The organism is Phenylobacterium sp. CCH9-H3 (genome assembly GCF_001557235.1).
GTDB lineage: Bacteria > Pseudomonadota > Alphaproteobacteria > Caulobacterales > Caulobacteraceae > Phenylobacterium.
Window position 1 is genome coordinate 1 of record NZ_LSJI01000180.1, and the last position, 13,462, is coordinate 13,462.

The 13,462-nt window shown below is 72.9% G+C and carries 16 protein-coding genes and 1 pseudogene; 1 reads left to right on the plus strand and 16 read right to left on the minus strand.

Annotation, left to right across the window (positions count from 1 at the left end; genetic code table 11):
• The 6 genes from trbE to AX721_RS15935 all read right to left on the minus strand — a co-directional run.
• A partial coding sequence (gene trbE / locus AX721_RS15910; RefSeq protein WP_068876984.1) for a conjugal transfer protein TrbE occupies positions 1–2,441 on the minus strand: 2,441 nt, incomplete at its 3' end.
• Between the two features lie 8 nt (positions 2,442–2,449).
• Complete coding sequence (locus tag AX721_RS15915) at positions 2,450–2,728, minus strand: VirB3 family type IV secretion system protein (protein ID WP_068876985.1); 279 nt, start codon at positions 2,726–2,728, stop codon at positions 2,450–2,452.
• Positions 2,728–3,033, minus strand: coding sequence for a TrbC/VirB2 family protein (locus AX721_RS15920; protein WP_068877136.1), 306 nt, complete (start codon positions 3,031–3,033; stop codon positions 2,728–2,730). The genes AX721_RS15915 and AX721_RS15920 overlap by 1 nt, the downstream gene beginning before the upstream one ends.
• A gap of 29 nt (positions 3,034–3,062) precedes the next feature.
• Positions 3,063–4,031 (minus strand): P-type conjugative transfer ATPase TrbB, encoded by a 969-nt coding sequence (gene trbB, locus AX721_RS15925; protein WP_068876986.1) that lies wholly within the window; start codon positions 4,029–4,031, stop codon positions 3,063–3,065.
• 140 nt (positions 4,032–4,171) lie between these two features.
• Positions 4,172–4,588 (minus strand): CopG family transcriptional regulator, encoded by a 417-nt coding sequence (locus tag AX721_RS15930; RefSeq protein ID WP_197422610.1) that lies wholly within the window; start codon positions 4,586–4,588, stop codon positions 4,172–4,174.
• A 5-nt stretch (positions 4,589–4,593) separates the two neighbouring features.
• Complete coding sequence (locus AX721_RS15935; protein ID WP_068876988.1) at positions 4,594–6,573, minus strand: conjugal transfer protein TraG; 1,980 nt, start codon at positions 6,571–6,573, stop codon at positions 4,594–4,596.
• A 198-nt stretch (positions 6,574–6,771) separates the two neighbouring features.
• Here AX721_RS15935 and AX721_RS15940 point away from each other — a divergent pair, with 198 nt between their 5' ends.
• The gene (locus AX721_RS15940; RefSeq protein WP_068876989.1) at positions 6,772–7,011 is read left to right on the plus strand and encodes a hypothetical protein; all 240 of its coding nucleotides are present in this window, start codon (positions 6,772–6,774) and stop codon (positions 7,009–7,011) included.
• A 34-nt stretch (positions 7,012–7,045) separates the two neighbouring features.
• Here AX721_RS15940 and AX721_RS15945 read toward each other — a convergent pair whose 3' ends face one another.
• From AX721_RS15945 to AX721_RS15985, 10 genes and pseudogenes are all read right to left on the minus strand, one after another.
• A complete protein-coding gene (locus AX721_RS15945; protein ID WP_231733283.1) occupies positions 7,046–8,728 on the minus strand; it encodes a DUF3363 domain-containing protein in 1,683 nt (560 codons plus the stop codon).
• A gap of 295 nt (positions 8,729–9,023) precedes the next feature.
• The gene (locus AX721_RS15950; protein WP_068876991.1) at positions 9,024–9,731 is read right to left on the minus strand and encodes a lytic transglycosylase domain-containing protein; all 708 of its coding nucleotides are present in this window, start codon (positions 9,729–9,731) and stop codon (positions 9,024–9,026) included.
• Positions 9,728–10,066 (minus strand): DUF736 domain-containing protein, encoded by a 339-nt coding sequence (locus tag AX721_RS15955; protein ID WP_068876992.1) that lies wholly within the window; start codon positions 10,064–10,066, stop codon positions 9,728–9,730. Before AX721_RS15955 ends, AX721_RS15950 begins: the two co-directional genes overlap by 4 nt.
• On the minus strand, positions 10,063–10,647 hold the full coding sequence (locus AX721_RS15960; protein ID WP_082765504.1) for a S26 family signal peptidase: 585 nt from the start codon (positions 10,645–10,647) through the stop codon (positions 10,063–10,065). The genes AX721_RS15955 and AX721_RS15960 overlap by 4 nt, the downstream gene beginning before the upstream one ends.
• Positions 10,644–11,132 carry a DUF2840 domain-containing protein gene (locus tag AX721_RS15965; RefSeq protein ID WP_082765505.1) on the minus strand — a complete coding sequence of 163 codons (489 nt, stop codon included), beginning with the start codon at positions 11,130–11,132 and terminating at the stop codon, positions 10,644–10,646. The genes AX721_RS15960 and AX721_RS15965 overlap by 4 nt, the downstream gene beginning before the upstream one ends.
• Positions 11,129–11,389, minus strand: a complete 261-nt coding sequence (locus tag AX721_RS15970; RefSeq protein WP_068876994.1) for an AlpA family transcriptional regulator — start codon at positions 11,387–11,389, stop codon at positions 11,129–11,131. Before AX721_RS15970 ends, AX721_RS15965 begins: the two co-directional genes overlap by 4 nt.
• 147 nt (positions 11,390–11,536) lie before the next feature.
• Complete coding sequence (locus AX721_RS28365) at positions 11,537–12,079, minus strand: DUF2285 domain-containing protein (protein ID WP_156467200.1); 543 nt, start codon at positions 12,077–12,079, stop codon at positions 11,537–11,539.
• A gap of 37 nt (positions 12,080–12,116) precedes the next feature.
• Positions 12,117–12,299: pseudogene (locus AX721_RS28615) on the minus strand (transcriptional regulator domain-containing protein); the annotation flags it as partial.
• A gap of 94 nt (positions 12,300–12,393) precedes the next feature.
• Positions 12,394–12,678 (minus strand): DNA -binding domain-containing protein, encoded by a 285-nt coding sequence (locus AX721_RS15980; protein ID WP_068876995.1) that lies wholly within the window; start codon positions 12,676–12,678, stop codon positions 12,394–12,396.
• A 149-nt stretch (positions 12,679–12,827) separates the two neighbouring features.
• Positions 12,828–13,151: a DUF736 domain-containing protein gene (locus tag AX721_RS15985; protein ID WP_068876996.1), complete on the minus strand. Its 324-nt coding sequence runs from the start codon at positions 13,149–13,151 to the stop codon at positions 12,828–12,830.
• Between the last annotated feature and the right edge of the window lie 311 nt (positions 13,152–13,462).

The following is a 13,462-nucleotide window of genomic DNA, read 5'->3' on the forward strand; positions in this document are numbered from 1 at the left end:
GGCAGAGGCTCCGGGGTCAGGGTGGGGAGAAGGTCGGCCGCCCAGCCCAGGCCCTTGTGGGCGAGCCAGGCGGCGGCGAAGCCGGCGTGGCCGTGCGCGGCCAGGAGGGCGGAGATGCGGCTCTGATCCGCTTTCGACGACGCGGCGGTGAAGGCGAGCGCGACCTCGCCCAGGCCCAGCTCGAACAGCCGGTCGCCGCGCCGCGACTGACAGTAGTAGTCGCGCTTGGGCGTGGCGTGGGCGAGGATCTCGATCTGGCGCGCATTGAGGCCGAAGTGGCGATAGAGGCTGGAGATCTGGGGTTCGAAGGCCCGGTCGTTGGGCAGGAAGATCCGGGTCGGACAGCTCTCGACGATCACCGGCGCGATCGGGCTGGTCTCGATGTCGGCCAGGGACTGGGTGGCGAAGACCACCGAGGCGTTTTTCTTGCGCAGGGTCTTCAGCCACTCGCGCAGCTGGGCCGAGAAGCCGGGATCGTCGAGGGCGAGCCAGCCCTCGTCGACCAGGACCAGGGTGGGGCGGCCGTCCAGCCGCGCCTCGATCCGATGGAAGAGGTAGGCCAGCACCGGGGCGGCCGCGCTGGCGCCGATCAGGCCCTCGGTCTCGAAGGCCTGGACGGCGCCCTCGCCGATATATTCCGCCTCGGCGTCGAGCAACCGTCCGAAGGCGCCGCCCAGGCCGTAGGGGGAGAGCGCCTGCTTCAGGATCTGTGACTGCAGAAGGACGGCGAGCCCGGTCAGGGTGCGTTCGCCCACCGGGGCGGAGGCCAGCGAGCCCAGGGCCGACCATAGGTGCGCCTTGAGGTCGGGCGTGATGGCCACGCCTTCGCGGGCGAGGATCGCCGCCAGCCAGTCGGCCGCCCAGGCGCGTTCGGCCAGGTCGTCGACCCGGCGCAGGGGTTGCAGCGACACGGCGGGGGAGTCGTCTGCGCCCGCTTCGCCGACCGCGCCGCCCAGGTCATGCCAGTCCCCGCCCATGGCGAGCGCGGCGGCGCGAATCGAGCCGCCGAAGTCGAAGGCGAAGACCTGGGCGGCCGCGTAGCGGCGGAACGAGATCGCCATCAGCGCCAGCAGCACCGACTTGCCGGCGCCGGTCGGGCCGACCACCAGGGTGTGGCCGACATCGCCCACATGCAGGCTGAAGCGGAAGGGCGTCGCCCCGTCCGTGCGGGCGAAGAACAGCGGCGGGGCGTCCAGATGTTCGTCCCGGGCCGGACCCGCCCAGACCGCCGAGAGCGGAATCATGTGGGCGAGGTTCAGGGTGGAGACCGGCGGGCGGCGGACATTGGCGTAGACCTGGCCCGGCAGCGAGCCCAGCCAGGCCTCCACGGCGTTCAGGCCCTCGGCGATCACGGTGAAATCCCGCGCCTGGATCACCTTTTCGGCCAGCCGCAGGTTCTCGGCGACCTGGCTGGGGTCGGGGTCCCAGACCACCAGGGTGGCGGTGACAAAGGCCTGGCCCACCTGGTCGGCGCCCAGGTCCTGCAGGGCGGCGTCGGCGTCCGCGGCCTTGTTGGCGGCGTCGGAATCGATCAGCGCCGAGGCTTCGTTGGTCATCACCTCCTTGAGGATGGCGGCCAGCGACTTGCGCTTGGCGAACCACTGGCGGCGGATCTTCCCGAGCAGGCGCGTGGCGTCGAGCTTGTCGAGCATGATGGCGCGGGTGGTCCATCGGTAGGGGAAGGCCAGGCGGTTCAGCTCGTCGAGCAGGCCGGGCGTGGTGGCGCCGGGAAAGCCGATGACGGTGAGGACCCGCAGGTGGTGGTCGCCCAGCCGGGGTTCGAGGCCGCCGGTGAGCGGCTCGTCGGCCAGCAGCGCGTCCAGGTGCATGGGCGTCTCGGGGACCCCCACCGCCTGGCGCTTGGTGGAGACGGTCGCGTGCAGGAAGGTGAGGGTCGCCGCGTCGTCCAGCCATTCGGCTTCCGGAACGAAGCCCTCCACCAGCCGCAGCAGCCGGTCGGTGCGGTCGATGAAGGCCTTGGTCAGCTCCCAGGGATCCACCCCTTGTTCGGCGCGGCCCTCATAGAGCCAGCCTTCGGCCCGGACAGCGTCCTCCTCCGGTGGCAGCCAGACCAGGGTCAGGAAGTAGGCGGACTCATAGTGGGCGCCGGCCTCCTCGAACTGGGCGCGGCGTTCGGCCTCCACCAGGGCGCTGGCCGCGTCGGGCAGCCGATCGTCGGGATAGTCGGTCGCGGGCCGGCGCTGGGCCTCGACGAACACCGCCCAGCCCGAACCCAGGCGGCGAAGCGCATTGTTGAGCCGCCCCGCCACGGCGGCCAGCTCGGCGGGCGTGGCGCTGTCCAGGTCCGGCCCGCGGAACCGGGCGGTCCGCTGCAGGGCGCCGTCCTTGTTGAGGACCACGCCCTCGGCGACCAGGGCGGCCCAGGGCAGAACATCGGAGAGCCGGGCTGTGCGGTCACGATAGGGGGCGAGCGACATCATGGCTGGCCTCAGACGCGCAGGTAGGCGGGGTAGCGCAGGTGGCGGTGGACCACCTCGACGAACCAGGGATCGCGCCGCGCCGCCCAGGCCGCCGCCCCGTGACCGACGGCCCAGATCACCAGGCCGGCCAGCCATAGCCGCAGGCCCAGGCCGATGGCCGCCGCCAGGGTGGCGTTGGCGATGGCCACCGCGCGCGGCGCGCCGCCGAGCAGGATCGGCTCGATCAGCGCCCGATGTACGGGGGCGGCGAAGCCGGGGAGGTCCAGGGGTGAGGGTTCGGCGCGCATCAGACCAGCGCCCCGCCGCCGAAAGAGAAGAAGGACAGGAAGAAGCTGGAGGCGGCGAAGGCGATCGACAGGCCAAAGACGATCTGGATCAGCCGGCGGAAGCCGCCGGAGTTGTCGCCGAACGCCAGGGTGAGGCCGGTGACGATGATGACGATCACCGCGATGATCTTGGCGACCGGGCCCTCGATCGACTGCAGGATCGACTGCAGCGGCGCCTCCCAGGGCATGGAGGAGCCGGCGGCGTGGGCCGGGGCGGCGATCATCAGGCCGGCGGCGAGCGCGGCGGCGGCCAGCCGGTCGATCATCGTGCGGCCGAGGCCGCCCTTGAGAAAGGTCATGAGAGATCTCCAAGAGGGGTGAGGCGGTAGTCGCCGGCGGGGGTGAGGCCCTCGACCCGGACGAGTTCGGTGAGGCGGCGATCGGCGCCGCGGCCGCTCAGGACCGCGATCACGTCGATGGTCTCGGCGATAAGGCCGCGCGGCACGGTGATCACCGCTTCCTGGATCAGCTGCTCGAGGCGGCGCAGCGCGCCGTGGGCGGAGCCGGCGTGCAGGGTGCCGACGCCGCCGGGATGGCCAGTGCCCCAGGCCTTGATGAGGTCCAGGGCCTCAGGTCCGCGCACCTCGCCGATCGGGATGCGGTCGGGCCGCAGGCGCAGCGCCGAACGGACCAGGTCGGTGAGGGAGGCGGCGCCATCCTTGGTGCGCAGCGCCACGAGATTGGGGGCGGCGCACTGCAGCTCCCGGGTGTCCTCGATGAGGACGACGCGGTCGCCTGAGCGGGCGACCTCCGCCAGCAGGGCGTTGACCAGGGTGGTCTTGCCGGTGGAGGTCCCGCCCGCCACCAGGATGTTGTGGCGGGCGGCCACGGCCTCGCGCAGCCGGGCGGCGGCCGCCGCGCTCATGACGCCGGCGGCGGCGTAGTCCTCCAGGCTGAAGATCGCCGCGGCCGGCTTGCGGATGGCGAAGGCCGGGGCGGCGACCACGGGCGGCAGCAGGCCCTCGAAGCGCTCGCCGCTTTCCGGCAGTTCCGCCGAGAGCCTTGGCGCGCCGGCGTGGACCTCGACGCCGACGTGATGGGCCACGAGGCGGATGATCCGCTCGCCGTCCGCCGCGCCGAGTCGCTCACCGGTGTCGGCGAGGCCCTCGGTCAGCCGGTCGATCCAGAGGCGGCCATCGGGGTTGAGCATCACCTCGACCACGGCCGGGTCTTCCAGCCAGCCGGTGATGGCGCCGCCCAGGGCCGAGCGCAGCATGCGGGCGCCGCGTGAGGTGGCCTCGGAGGTCAGCGCGATCGACGCCATGGAAGTCCCCATCGGGTGGGCGTCCGGAGATCGGCGCCGCGATGAGGTCGACTAGAAGAGGCAGGATCGGGCGCTCGGCAACAAGCCTCCGCCCCCCATCGCGCCCTGGCGTAGAAAGACAGGCGCGCGGCGGGCGCACCTCACGGCGCGGCGTCCGGCGTCACGTCGCGGGAGAGCTCTTCGGCCAGGGTCTGGCCGCGCGCCAACCGGCGGCCGAGGGATTCGACGAAGTTCTCGTAGCGCTCGCGCCCCTTGGCCTGGGCGGCGACGCCGGCCGCGTCGGGAAGGGGCGGCGTCGCGGTCAGCCAGAACCGCACAAAGAGCGCCAGGGCCTCGTTGGAGATGGTCACGTGCCGTTCCAGGCGCTCGACCTGGCGGCTCATGCGGTCAAGCCGGCGACCGAGCGCCGCTTCGAGCCGGTCCGATCCGTCAGGGGAGAAGAAGGAGGCCAGCGCCGCCTCGACGATCAGGGCCTGGCTCACCCCGCGGCGGCTGGCATGGTCGGCGAGCTGGCGGGCGAGGCCGGGCGGCAGGCGGAAGGTGTGCTTGGTCCGCATGGCGCTCAAAGCTCCACCCCGTCGTCCGGGTCCAGCGACGCCTGCCGCGCCAGCCCCGACATCCGCCGTTGCAGGGCCTGGGCGCGGACCGTCTCGTCGTCCGGTTCGTCCTCGGCGAAATCGAACTCCGGCGCCGGCCTGGGCGGCGAGACGATCTCCTCATGCTCCGGCAGGTCCGGTTCACGCCGCACGCCGCCATTCGGGTCGTCGGGTGAGGCGCCGCCCTGGCGGCGCGCCGGTCCGACGGGCGGCGCCATGATGGGCGGAAGGCCCGACCAGTCGTCGGCCGCCGGCGGTCGGGCTGGTCCCGGCCCTGGAGGCGCGGCGACACGGCGCGCCAGGCGGCGATCCGCATAGTAGCGCGCCTTGTGGGCGCGGATCGGCGCCAGGCCGGAGACCATGACGATCTCGTCGCCGGGCGGCAGCTGCATAACCTCGCCAGGCGTGAGGAGGGGCCTCGCCGTCTCCTGGCGCGAGACCATCAGGTGGCCGAGCCAAGGCGACAGCCGGTGCCCCGCATAGTTGCGCATGGCGCGTAGCTCGGTGGCGGTGCCGAGCGCGTCGGACACCCGTTTGGCGGTGCGCTCGTCGTTGGTGGCGAAGGCCACGCGCACATGGCAGTTGTCGAGGATGGCGTTGCTGACGCCATAGGCCTTCTCGATCTGGTTCAGCGACTGGGCGATCAGGAAGCTCTTCAGGCCGTAGCCGGCCATGAAGGCCAGTGCGCTCTCGAAGAAGTCGAGCCGGCCCAGGGCGGGGAACTCGTCCAGCATCAGCAGAAGTCGCCTGCGCTGCGACCGGCTCTCGAGGTCTTCGGTCAGGCGCCGGCCGATCTGGTTGAGGATCAGCCGCACCAGGGGCTTGGTGCGGCTGATGTCGGAGGGCGGCACCACCAGGTAGAGCGTGGTCGGCGTCGCGCCCTCCACCAGGTCGCCGATCCGCCAGTCGCATCGGCCGGTGGCCTGGGCCACCACCGGGTCCCGATAAAGTCCCAGGAACGACATGGCGGTGGACAGCACGCCCGAGCGTTCGTTCTCGCTCTTGTTGAGCAGCTCGCGGGCGGCCGAGGCGACCACCGGATGGACGCCAGCCGCGCCGAGGTGCGGCGTGGTCATCATGGCGCGCAGGGTGGTCTCGATGGGCCGGCGGGGATCGGAGAGGAAGGCCGCCACGCCGGCCAGGGTCTTGTCGGCCTCGGCGTAGAGCACGTGCAGGATCGCGCCCACGAGCAGGGCGTGACTGGTCTTCTCCCAGTGATTGCGGCGCTCGAGCGAGCCCTCGGGGTCCACCAGCACGTCGGCGACGTTCTGGACGTCGCGCACTTCGCTGGGGCCGCGCCGCACCTCGAGCAGGGGATTGTAGGCGTCGGACGCAGGATTGGTGGGATCGAACAACAGGACCCGGCCGTGCCGCGCCCGGAAACCCGCGGTCAGACCCCAGTTCTCGCCCTTGATGTCATGGACGACGGCGCTTTCCGGCCAGGTCAGGAGCGTGGGGACGACGAGGCCAACGCCCTTGCCCGACCGGGTGGGGGCGAAGCAGAGCACATGCTCGGGCCCGTCATGGCGCAGATAGGCCGCGCCGAGCTGGCCTAAGACCACGCCGTCCTCGCCGAGCAGGCCCGCGGCCCGGGCTTCGTCGAGGCTCGCCCAGCGGGCCGAGCCGTAGGTGACCACATGCTTGGCTTCGCGGGCGCGCCAGACCGAGAGCGCGATCGCCACCGGGATGGCGGCGAGCCCGCCGGAGGCGGCGATGGCCGCGCCCTGCAGGAAGATGCGCGGCGCATAGGCGTCGTAGACGAACCACCAGCCGAAGAAGGCCGGCGGCGGATAGACGGGTAGTCCGGCCAGGACGGCCCAGGGGCGGCCGAGGCCGGGCTGGAAGCCGAGCCGCCAGGCCGTCCATTCGGTCGCGCCCCAGACGCCGGCCAGGACGATCAGGCCGACGAGGAGGAGTTGGCCCCAGAGGATCTTGGTGGCGGACATGGGAGGGTCTCCGGTCTTGGAGATCCGGAGCTTGGCGCCCCCGCCGCCGCCGCAAGGCCCTGCCGCGGGGGCGGCGCGCGATCGGATAGGTTGGCGCGCGAATACTGACGGCCCGGACGGGGACCCTCGGCCTTCAGCGCGGGATCCGGCGGACGGGCCTGCTAGCCTCGGGCCAGGAGCTGAGGATTCGGGGCTGGCGTGGCGCGACTGCATTTCAATGTCCTGTCCGGGCGCGGCGAGGGATTCCACGAGGTCGTGGCGCCGATACCGAAGGCCGTTCCGGCCGGCTACACCCCGATGATCGCCGCGGTCGAATGGCTCACGCTCAACTGCCGCGGCGACTGGGCCTGCCGCGCGCGAGGCAGGTCCGTCTGCCTGAGGTTCGCGCTGGCGAGCGACCATGCGCGCGCCCTGGCGCACTTCGCCGGCGCCTCCTAGGGGCGGCGGCGAGGTGGAGTTCGGCGACCCGGCGCTACAGTCCGAGCCCCCGCCGCCGGCCGAAGGTCCAATCGACGCCGCCGCCTGGGGACAGGGTTCCGCTGACCTGCTGGCCGAGACGCGCCTCCAGCGCCGGACGCCACGGCACGAGCTGGAAGCCCAGGCCGTCATCGATCATCGCGAAACGGCCGGACGCCAGGACCAACCGCTGGCGGTAGACCCCCGAAACAGTCTCGCCTTCGCCGCCGGGTCGATGCGGGAGTCCCGTTTCGTTGGCCAGCCGCGTCGCGACGGCGGCCAGCTCGCGGCGGCGCAGCGTCGCGATGAGATCCGGCGCGAACCAGGTGCGGCCCTCGCGCCGGTCTGCCAGACCCTCGGCCGCCAGCCCATCGGCGCGGCGCGCCATGGCGTCCCGGACCTCGGCGCCGAAGCCGATGGTCGCCATGGCGAGATTGCGGGAGACCAACTGCCGGTCAAGCCAGGTGGCGCCCTGCGCGCGCACCTGTCCGGAGAGGTCCAGATCCGAGCGTGTCGCGAGCGCCATGCGCCCGCGTCCCTGGTCGTCCGTCCAGGCGCGGACTTCGACGATGGCGCCTGGCCTGGCGTCGCCGGTCAAGTCGAGGTCGGCGAAGCTGAGGTGGTGGACATGGCCGTCGACGCCATCGACGATCGCATAGGCCTGGCCGGTGAGCTCGTCCTGCAGGCCGCGGGCGGCCAGGCGGCCGACCACAGGTGTCTGCGGCGCCTCGGCGTGGATGGCGAAGGCGGCGGCGTCGAGGGCGCGCTCGCCCCCTCCGATCGCACGATGGAGCGTGGCGATGATGTCGCCGCGCCGCGCCATCGCGCGCAGGGTTTCCTCCAGGGCGGGTTTGAGGGTCCAGCACGCCGCCCTCTCGCGATCGGCCAGGCCCAGTCGCTCCAGATGGGCGGCCCGGCCGATCAGCAGGCGCCGCAGGTCCGGGTCCTCGCCGCCCGCGCCGGGCCGCAGGTCCACCAGGCCGCCGCCATCGTCGGCCGCCTGTCGCAGGACCCGGTCCAGGCTGGTCCAGCGGTCCGCCGTGACCTCCCGTTCCAGGGCCGAGCGGATCTCATGCTCGGCGCGGGGACCCAGCTCGAGCGTGACGCGCTCGGCGGCGCGATCGCGCAAGCCGCGGCTGATATAGGCCCGGCTGATCACCAGATCGCGTCCATCATCGGCTTGGCCCCGCACGAGGATGTGGAGGTGGGGATTGTCGGTGTTCCAGTGGTCGACCGCGACCCAGTCGAGCCGGGTGCCGAGATCGCGCTCCGCGTCGGCCATCAGGTCCCGCGTGAACGCCCGCAGGTCCTTGAGCTGGGCGGCGTCCTCCGGCGAGACGATGAAGCGGAAATGGTGCCGGTCGTCGCGGGCCCGGGCGGCGAAGCCCGCCTCGTCGGCGTGGTCGCCCTGGGCGTCGAACAGATCGGCCGGCGCACCGTCCCGCCCGGCGCCGTCCCGCTTCAGGTAGAGGATGTGCTTGGGGAGCGGGGCGGCCCGGAAGCTGGACCCCTGGTGGCGCACGACCCGCGCCTTGGTCACCACGCGCCGGGCGGGGGACTTGAGCGCGAGCGCCAGGGCCGCCCGGCGACCGCGTCCGAAGCGCGAGCCGCCGGCGCCGCGTCCACCGCCGAAGCGGCTCCCGATGTGGCCGGCCGTCTTGGCCGCGCGCATCACCTGGCCGACGAAGCTGCTGGGCACGCGAACCCCGCCGCCGCGGACCCGCCCGGGCCGCAGGCGGAACGGCCTGTCGGCGCCCGCCTTCACCGCGTTCTGGCCCCGGGATGGCGCTCGGGCCCTTGAATTCCTTGGGGGATCGCCAAGTCCGGCTGGCGGCGAAGGCTGCCGCGCACCCGAAAAACCTCAATCCAACCAAACCCTTGCAGCGAACCGCAGGCGCTGCTTTTCCCTTGCCGTCCACCTGCGGGTCTAAACGGGGCCGAGATCACGCCCCCGGGCCCACCCCCGTCCGCGCTCGACCTGATTGCGACGCCGCTCATGGCGAGACGCCGGCGCGCGGGCCGGAGCGGCGCACGAAGAGCCCGCCGGGCGCCGAGGGGTCGGCGCTTGGACGGCGGGTCGGCGGCGGCGCGACGGACACGGCGACGGCGATCGGCGGCGCATCCGTGGCCGGGGACCCGCCCGCCGGAAAGAGCGACGCGCTGCGCCAGGCCAAAGGATCGGGCGGCGCCGATCCATCGCCTGCCGCGCCCAGCCGCGGCCCGAGGGTGGCGAGATAGGCAAAGGTCTCCGCGGGCAGGGCGCGATCGCCGCGCAGGTGCGCCTCGTAGCGTCCGGGCCCGGCGTTGTAGGCGGCCAGGAAGCCGGTCGGACCGTAGCGGTCCAAGAGCTCGCGCAGATAGCCCGCGCCCGCCAGGATATTGTCGCGCGGATCGAACGGGTCGGCTCCCAGGGCGAGGCGTTGGCGCAGGTTCGACCAGGTCTCTGGCATGAGCTGCATGAGGCCCATGGCGCCGGCGGGTGAGACGGCGCGAGCATCGCCGCCGCTTTCGGCGCGCAGCACGGCCGCGATCCAGGCGGCCGGGAGACCATGGCGCGCGGCGGCTTCGGCGATGAACGGCGCAAAGGCTTCGGCGGCTTCGGCGCGCCATGGTGGCCGGGGGTCTGCGAAAGCGACGTCGGCCGTGACCAGGGCGGCGAGCAGCGCCAGCGCGTACCGGGCGCAGGTTCGGCGCGGGGTCACGGCTGCGCGGCGCCGCGGACAGGTCGGCTCCAGACCAGCCGGAAGCGGGTCCCGTCCGCGTCCGCCGGGAAGAGGTTGGCGCGGATGGGGCGCGCCAGCGCCGGGTCGTCGAGCACCAGGCCCAGATAGGCGCCGACCTTTTCGCCGGTGCGCCGCCAGGCCGCGCCCACCTCCGGGCCGTCGGCGCCGGTCCCGAGATGAACGCGGTAGGCCGGCCCGCGGCGCGCGTCGCGGCTTTCGACCGGAACGAGGGTGAGCTCGGCGTCGAGGGTGGGCGTGCGCAGACGCCCGTGGAACCCATCGTCCGTGCGGAGGAAGAAGCCGATCTGGGTCATGGTTTTGGATCTCCGGTTGCGGTTGAAGCGGTGAAGGCGCTGACGGCGTGGCGGCCGAGCCTGGGTGCGTCTGCCGCGGGTCTCAGCCAGATCGGTGCGGCGCGCCCGAGCAGGCTTTGGGCCGGCAGGGCGCCGAAATAGCGTCCATCCAGGCTGTCGGAGATCGCGTGGTTCATGAGGAAGACCTCGCCATGCGCGAGCGTGCGGCAGCCCTGCCAGTCCGGCAGGCGGCGGCCGCGCCGATCGCGGGGCAGGGCCTCTCCCGCCCGGGCGCCGTCGATGCGGACGGTGAGGCCGGCGCGGCAGATGTCCTGGCCGGGGAGCGCGGCCACATGTTTGAGGAGAAGGGCGTCGCGGGGCAGGTATCGACGCGCCGCCAGGAAGCTTGCGAGGGGCTCTGGCGGGGCGGCGGCGACCAGGTCGCCGACCTGCACGGTCGCGGCCGGCTGCAGGCGATAGAGCCCTTCCGGCACGCTGGCGCTCGCGTTCCAGATCCATCGGGGGGTGGGGCGAGCGAAGGACGATGCGCCGAGCGCGGCCAGGGCGCCGAGCGCCGCAAGGATCCAGGCGGGGCGCGTCATGGGCCGGTCCTGCGGCGAAGCAGCCAGGCCCGATGGCGCGCGGCCGTGTAGGGGCGCGGGTCCTGGCCGGCGGCAAGCCGGTTGTGGACATGGCGCCAATGGTCGGGCGCGACCGCGGCGGGCGTCAGTCCCAGCGCTTCGATGGCGTCGATCGCCGCCAGCACCCGCTGGACCTTCGGCCAACCGGTCTGGCGCAGCAGGATGTCGCCGCCGGGGCGCACGTGGGGCAAGGTGGAATAGGCTTCGCCGGGGACGGCCGCGCGGACCACGTCGAGGCGCGAGACCACGGTGCCGAAGTCGTTGGACGCCCATCGCACGAACGCGAAGATCGCGCCCGGCGCGAAGGCGACGATCCGGCGGCGGCGGTCGAGGAGGGTCTCCTGGGCGATGGCGCCGAAACGGATCCAGTGTTCGACGCGGCCTTCAAGCCAGGTCAGGTGGACGCGGGTGAGGTTGTCGCCGAGATCGGGGGCGCAGCCGCTCATCGCCGTGCGCCACTGACGGGCTTCGCGGGCCATACGACGCCGGCCTCGGGATCGGTCGTGGAGAGGCGCGACCCGCGATCCGCCCAGGCTTTCAGGTCCTCGAGCGCATAGACGACGCGACCGCCGAGCTTGCGGTAGGCCGGGCCCGTTCCGTAGGTGCGGTGCTTTTCCAGGGTCCGGTGCGACAGGCTGAGGAAGCGCGCGGCTTCCGGCGTTCTCAAGAAGCGGTCCGGCGCGCCGGGGGGTGGGGCGGGCATCTGCAGCGTCTCCAGGGATGGGCCGCGGCCGGTGAGCGGCCACGGCGGCGATGGGTCACCCTGGCGCGCCATCGCCGAGCGGAGGGAGTGCGAAGGCGCTGAGGCGAGATCGCACCCCTGACGCGGGCGTGGGCCGGGCCGCGCGGCTTAGCGGGAGATGCGGCTGGGCCGCAGCAGGCGCCGATAGCCGCCTGCGACCAGCGCCTCGCCGTCGCGGGCCAGGCGCAAGGTCGTGTCGCGCAGGGCGGAGGACTTCCAGGGCAGGTCGGCGAGGCGGTGCGCGCCAAACAGCGCGGCGGCGATCTCGCGGTGGCTGGCGCCGCTGGCGCGCGCGTCGAGGGCGCGCAGGCTGAGGCTCAGCCGCCGCCGCCGCTGGGCGGTGAGCTGGTCGTCCAGGCGCTCCGGCGCGCCACGTAGAATGCGCCAGGCGCGCGCGGCCATGGCGAGGCGGGCGGGAGCGTCAGTGTCGAACGGCGTGACGGCTGCAAGCGGTTCGTCGGTCCTGGCGCCGCGGAGCAGCAGCAGATGCACGGCAAACCGGCCGGCGCCGCGCACGAGCCAGCGCCCCTCGGGACTGGCGCGGCCAGGCGCGGCGCGGCGGCCAAGGGCGCGTTCGGCGTCTGACGCCCCGGTCCAGAGTGAGGGGGCGAGCACCACCGTCGCGAGATCGGCCTGCGTCGTCCAGAACACGGGCCCCGCGGATGCGGCCTGCGCCGGATCCGTCGGGAAATCGCAACCCCCAACGGGCGCTCAAGGCCGTGGCGGAGGCGTCCTGCGCTGCTGTCGCCTCGAAGTCGGCCTGGTAGTCGGCGTTGCGGCGAAGGCATTCCCAGGCGAGGTCGGAAGCGATGAGATCGTCGAGATAGGCATAGGCCGCGGAGGATCGCCATTGCGACGGATCGAGCCTCATCCCATGCTCCGGATACGCGCGGACCTTGCGTCATGCGGACGATGACTGCGGGATGGGCAGCCGCGGAAGCTCGGGCGGGGGCGGGCGCCGATGCCTAAGGGGCATCACCTCCGGTCCCGCCAGGAGCGCCGCGCAGCAGGTCCAGGTAGCCGTGGGTGGACATCCAGCGGGCCCGCGCGAGGTGGCTTTCGTGCACGCGGCGCGCCTGGCTGGGCGCGTGCGCGACGTCGAGGCCGAGCACGATCGCGGCGGCCTCGCGCCAGTCGGCGCCGTCCGCCGCGGCGTCGAGCAGGCGCAGGTAGGTCTTCATGTGCTGGCGGTCGTAGTCGGTGAGGCTGGCGCTGGCCGGCGGTGTGGCCTGCAGGGGTGGATTGAACATGGCGACCCCGTGGTGACGGCGAGTTGGCCGCCAGGATGGACGCCGGTCGTTGCGGTGGGATGGCGCGAAGACGAGAACGGGGGGTGCGCAAAACGGCATCGCCCTTGGAGCCGTGCGGCCCCGCCCTGAGGCGGGGCCGGCGGCGAACCTCAGTCGGCGCTGGCCTTGCGCGGTCGCGACCAGATCAGGCTATGGCCGTCGCCGTCCTCGTCGGCGAAGAGGTTGGCGAAGATCGGCCCGGTGAAGCTCGGATCGTCCAGCTTGACCGAGAGGTAGTCGCGACCCTCGGCGGAGGTGTTGGCCCAGGCGGCGCCGATTTCGGCGCGGCCGACATAGACCCGGTGGCTGGGGGCGTTGTCGTTGGGGCGGCTGGTCTCGGGGACGATACGGACGCCCTTGGCCTGGCCGCTCAGGGTGACGATCTCGCCCTGGAATTCAGCGCCGGTCTTCTTGAAGCTGCCGATGTTGGCCATTGTCGTGTCTCCTTAGGTCTCTCATTCGAGCCCGCGCCCATCGCGGTCCCGATGGCGATCAAGAGGCCGAAGGCGGTCGCCGCCGCACTTGGCGCAGCCAAGCCAAAGCGTCAGCGGAGGAGGGTGTGCGGCGGCTTTCTTGGTGCGCGAGGAAGGGCGCCGCGGCGCCCGGGGAAGAAAGCCGCCGCGCGCGCTTGCGGCTCAGGCGAGCGAGGCGAACGCCGGCCTTCGGCCAGATCAGGCCATCGCAGGGACCGCGCGGGGTGCGGGGTCGAGACGAAGAGCGTCGGACACGCAAGGGGTCGGCCGGA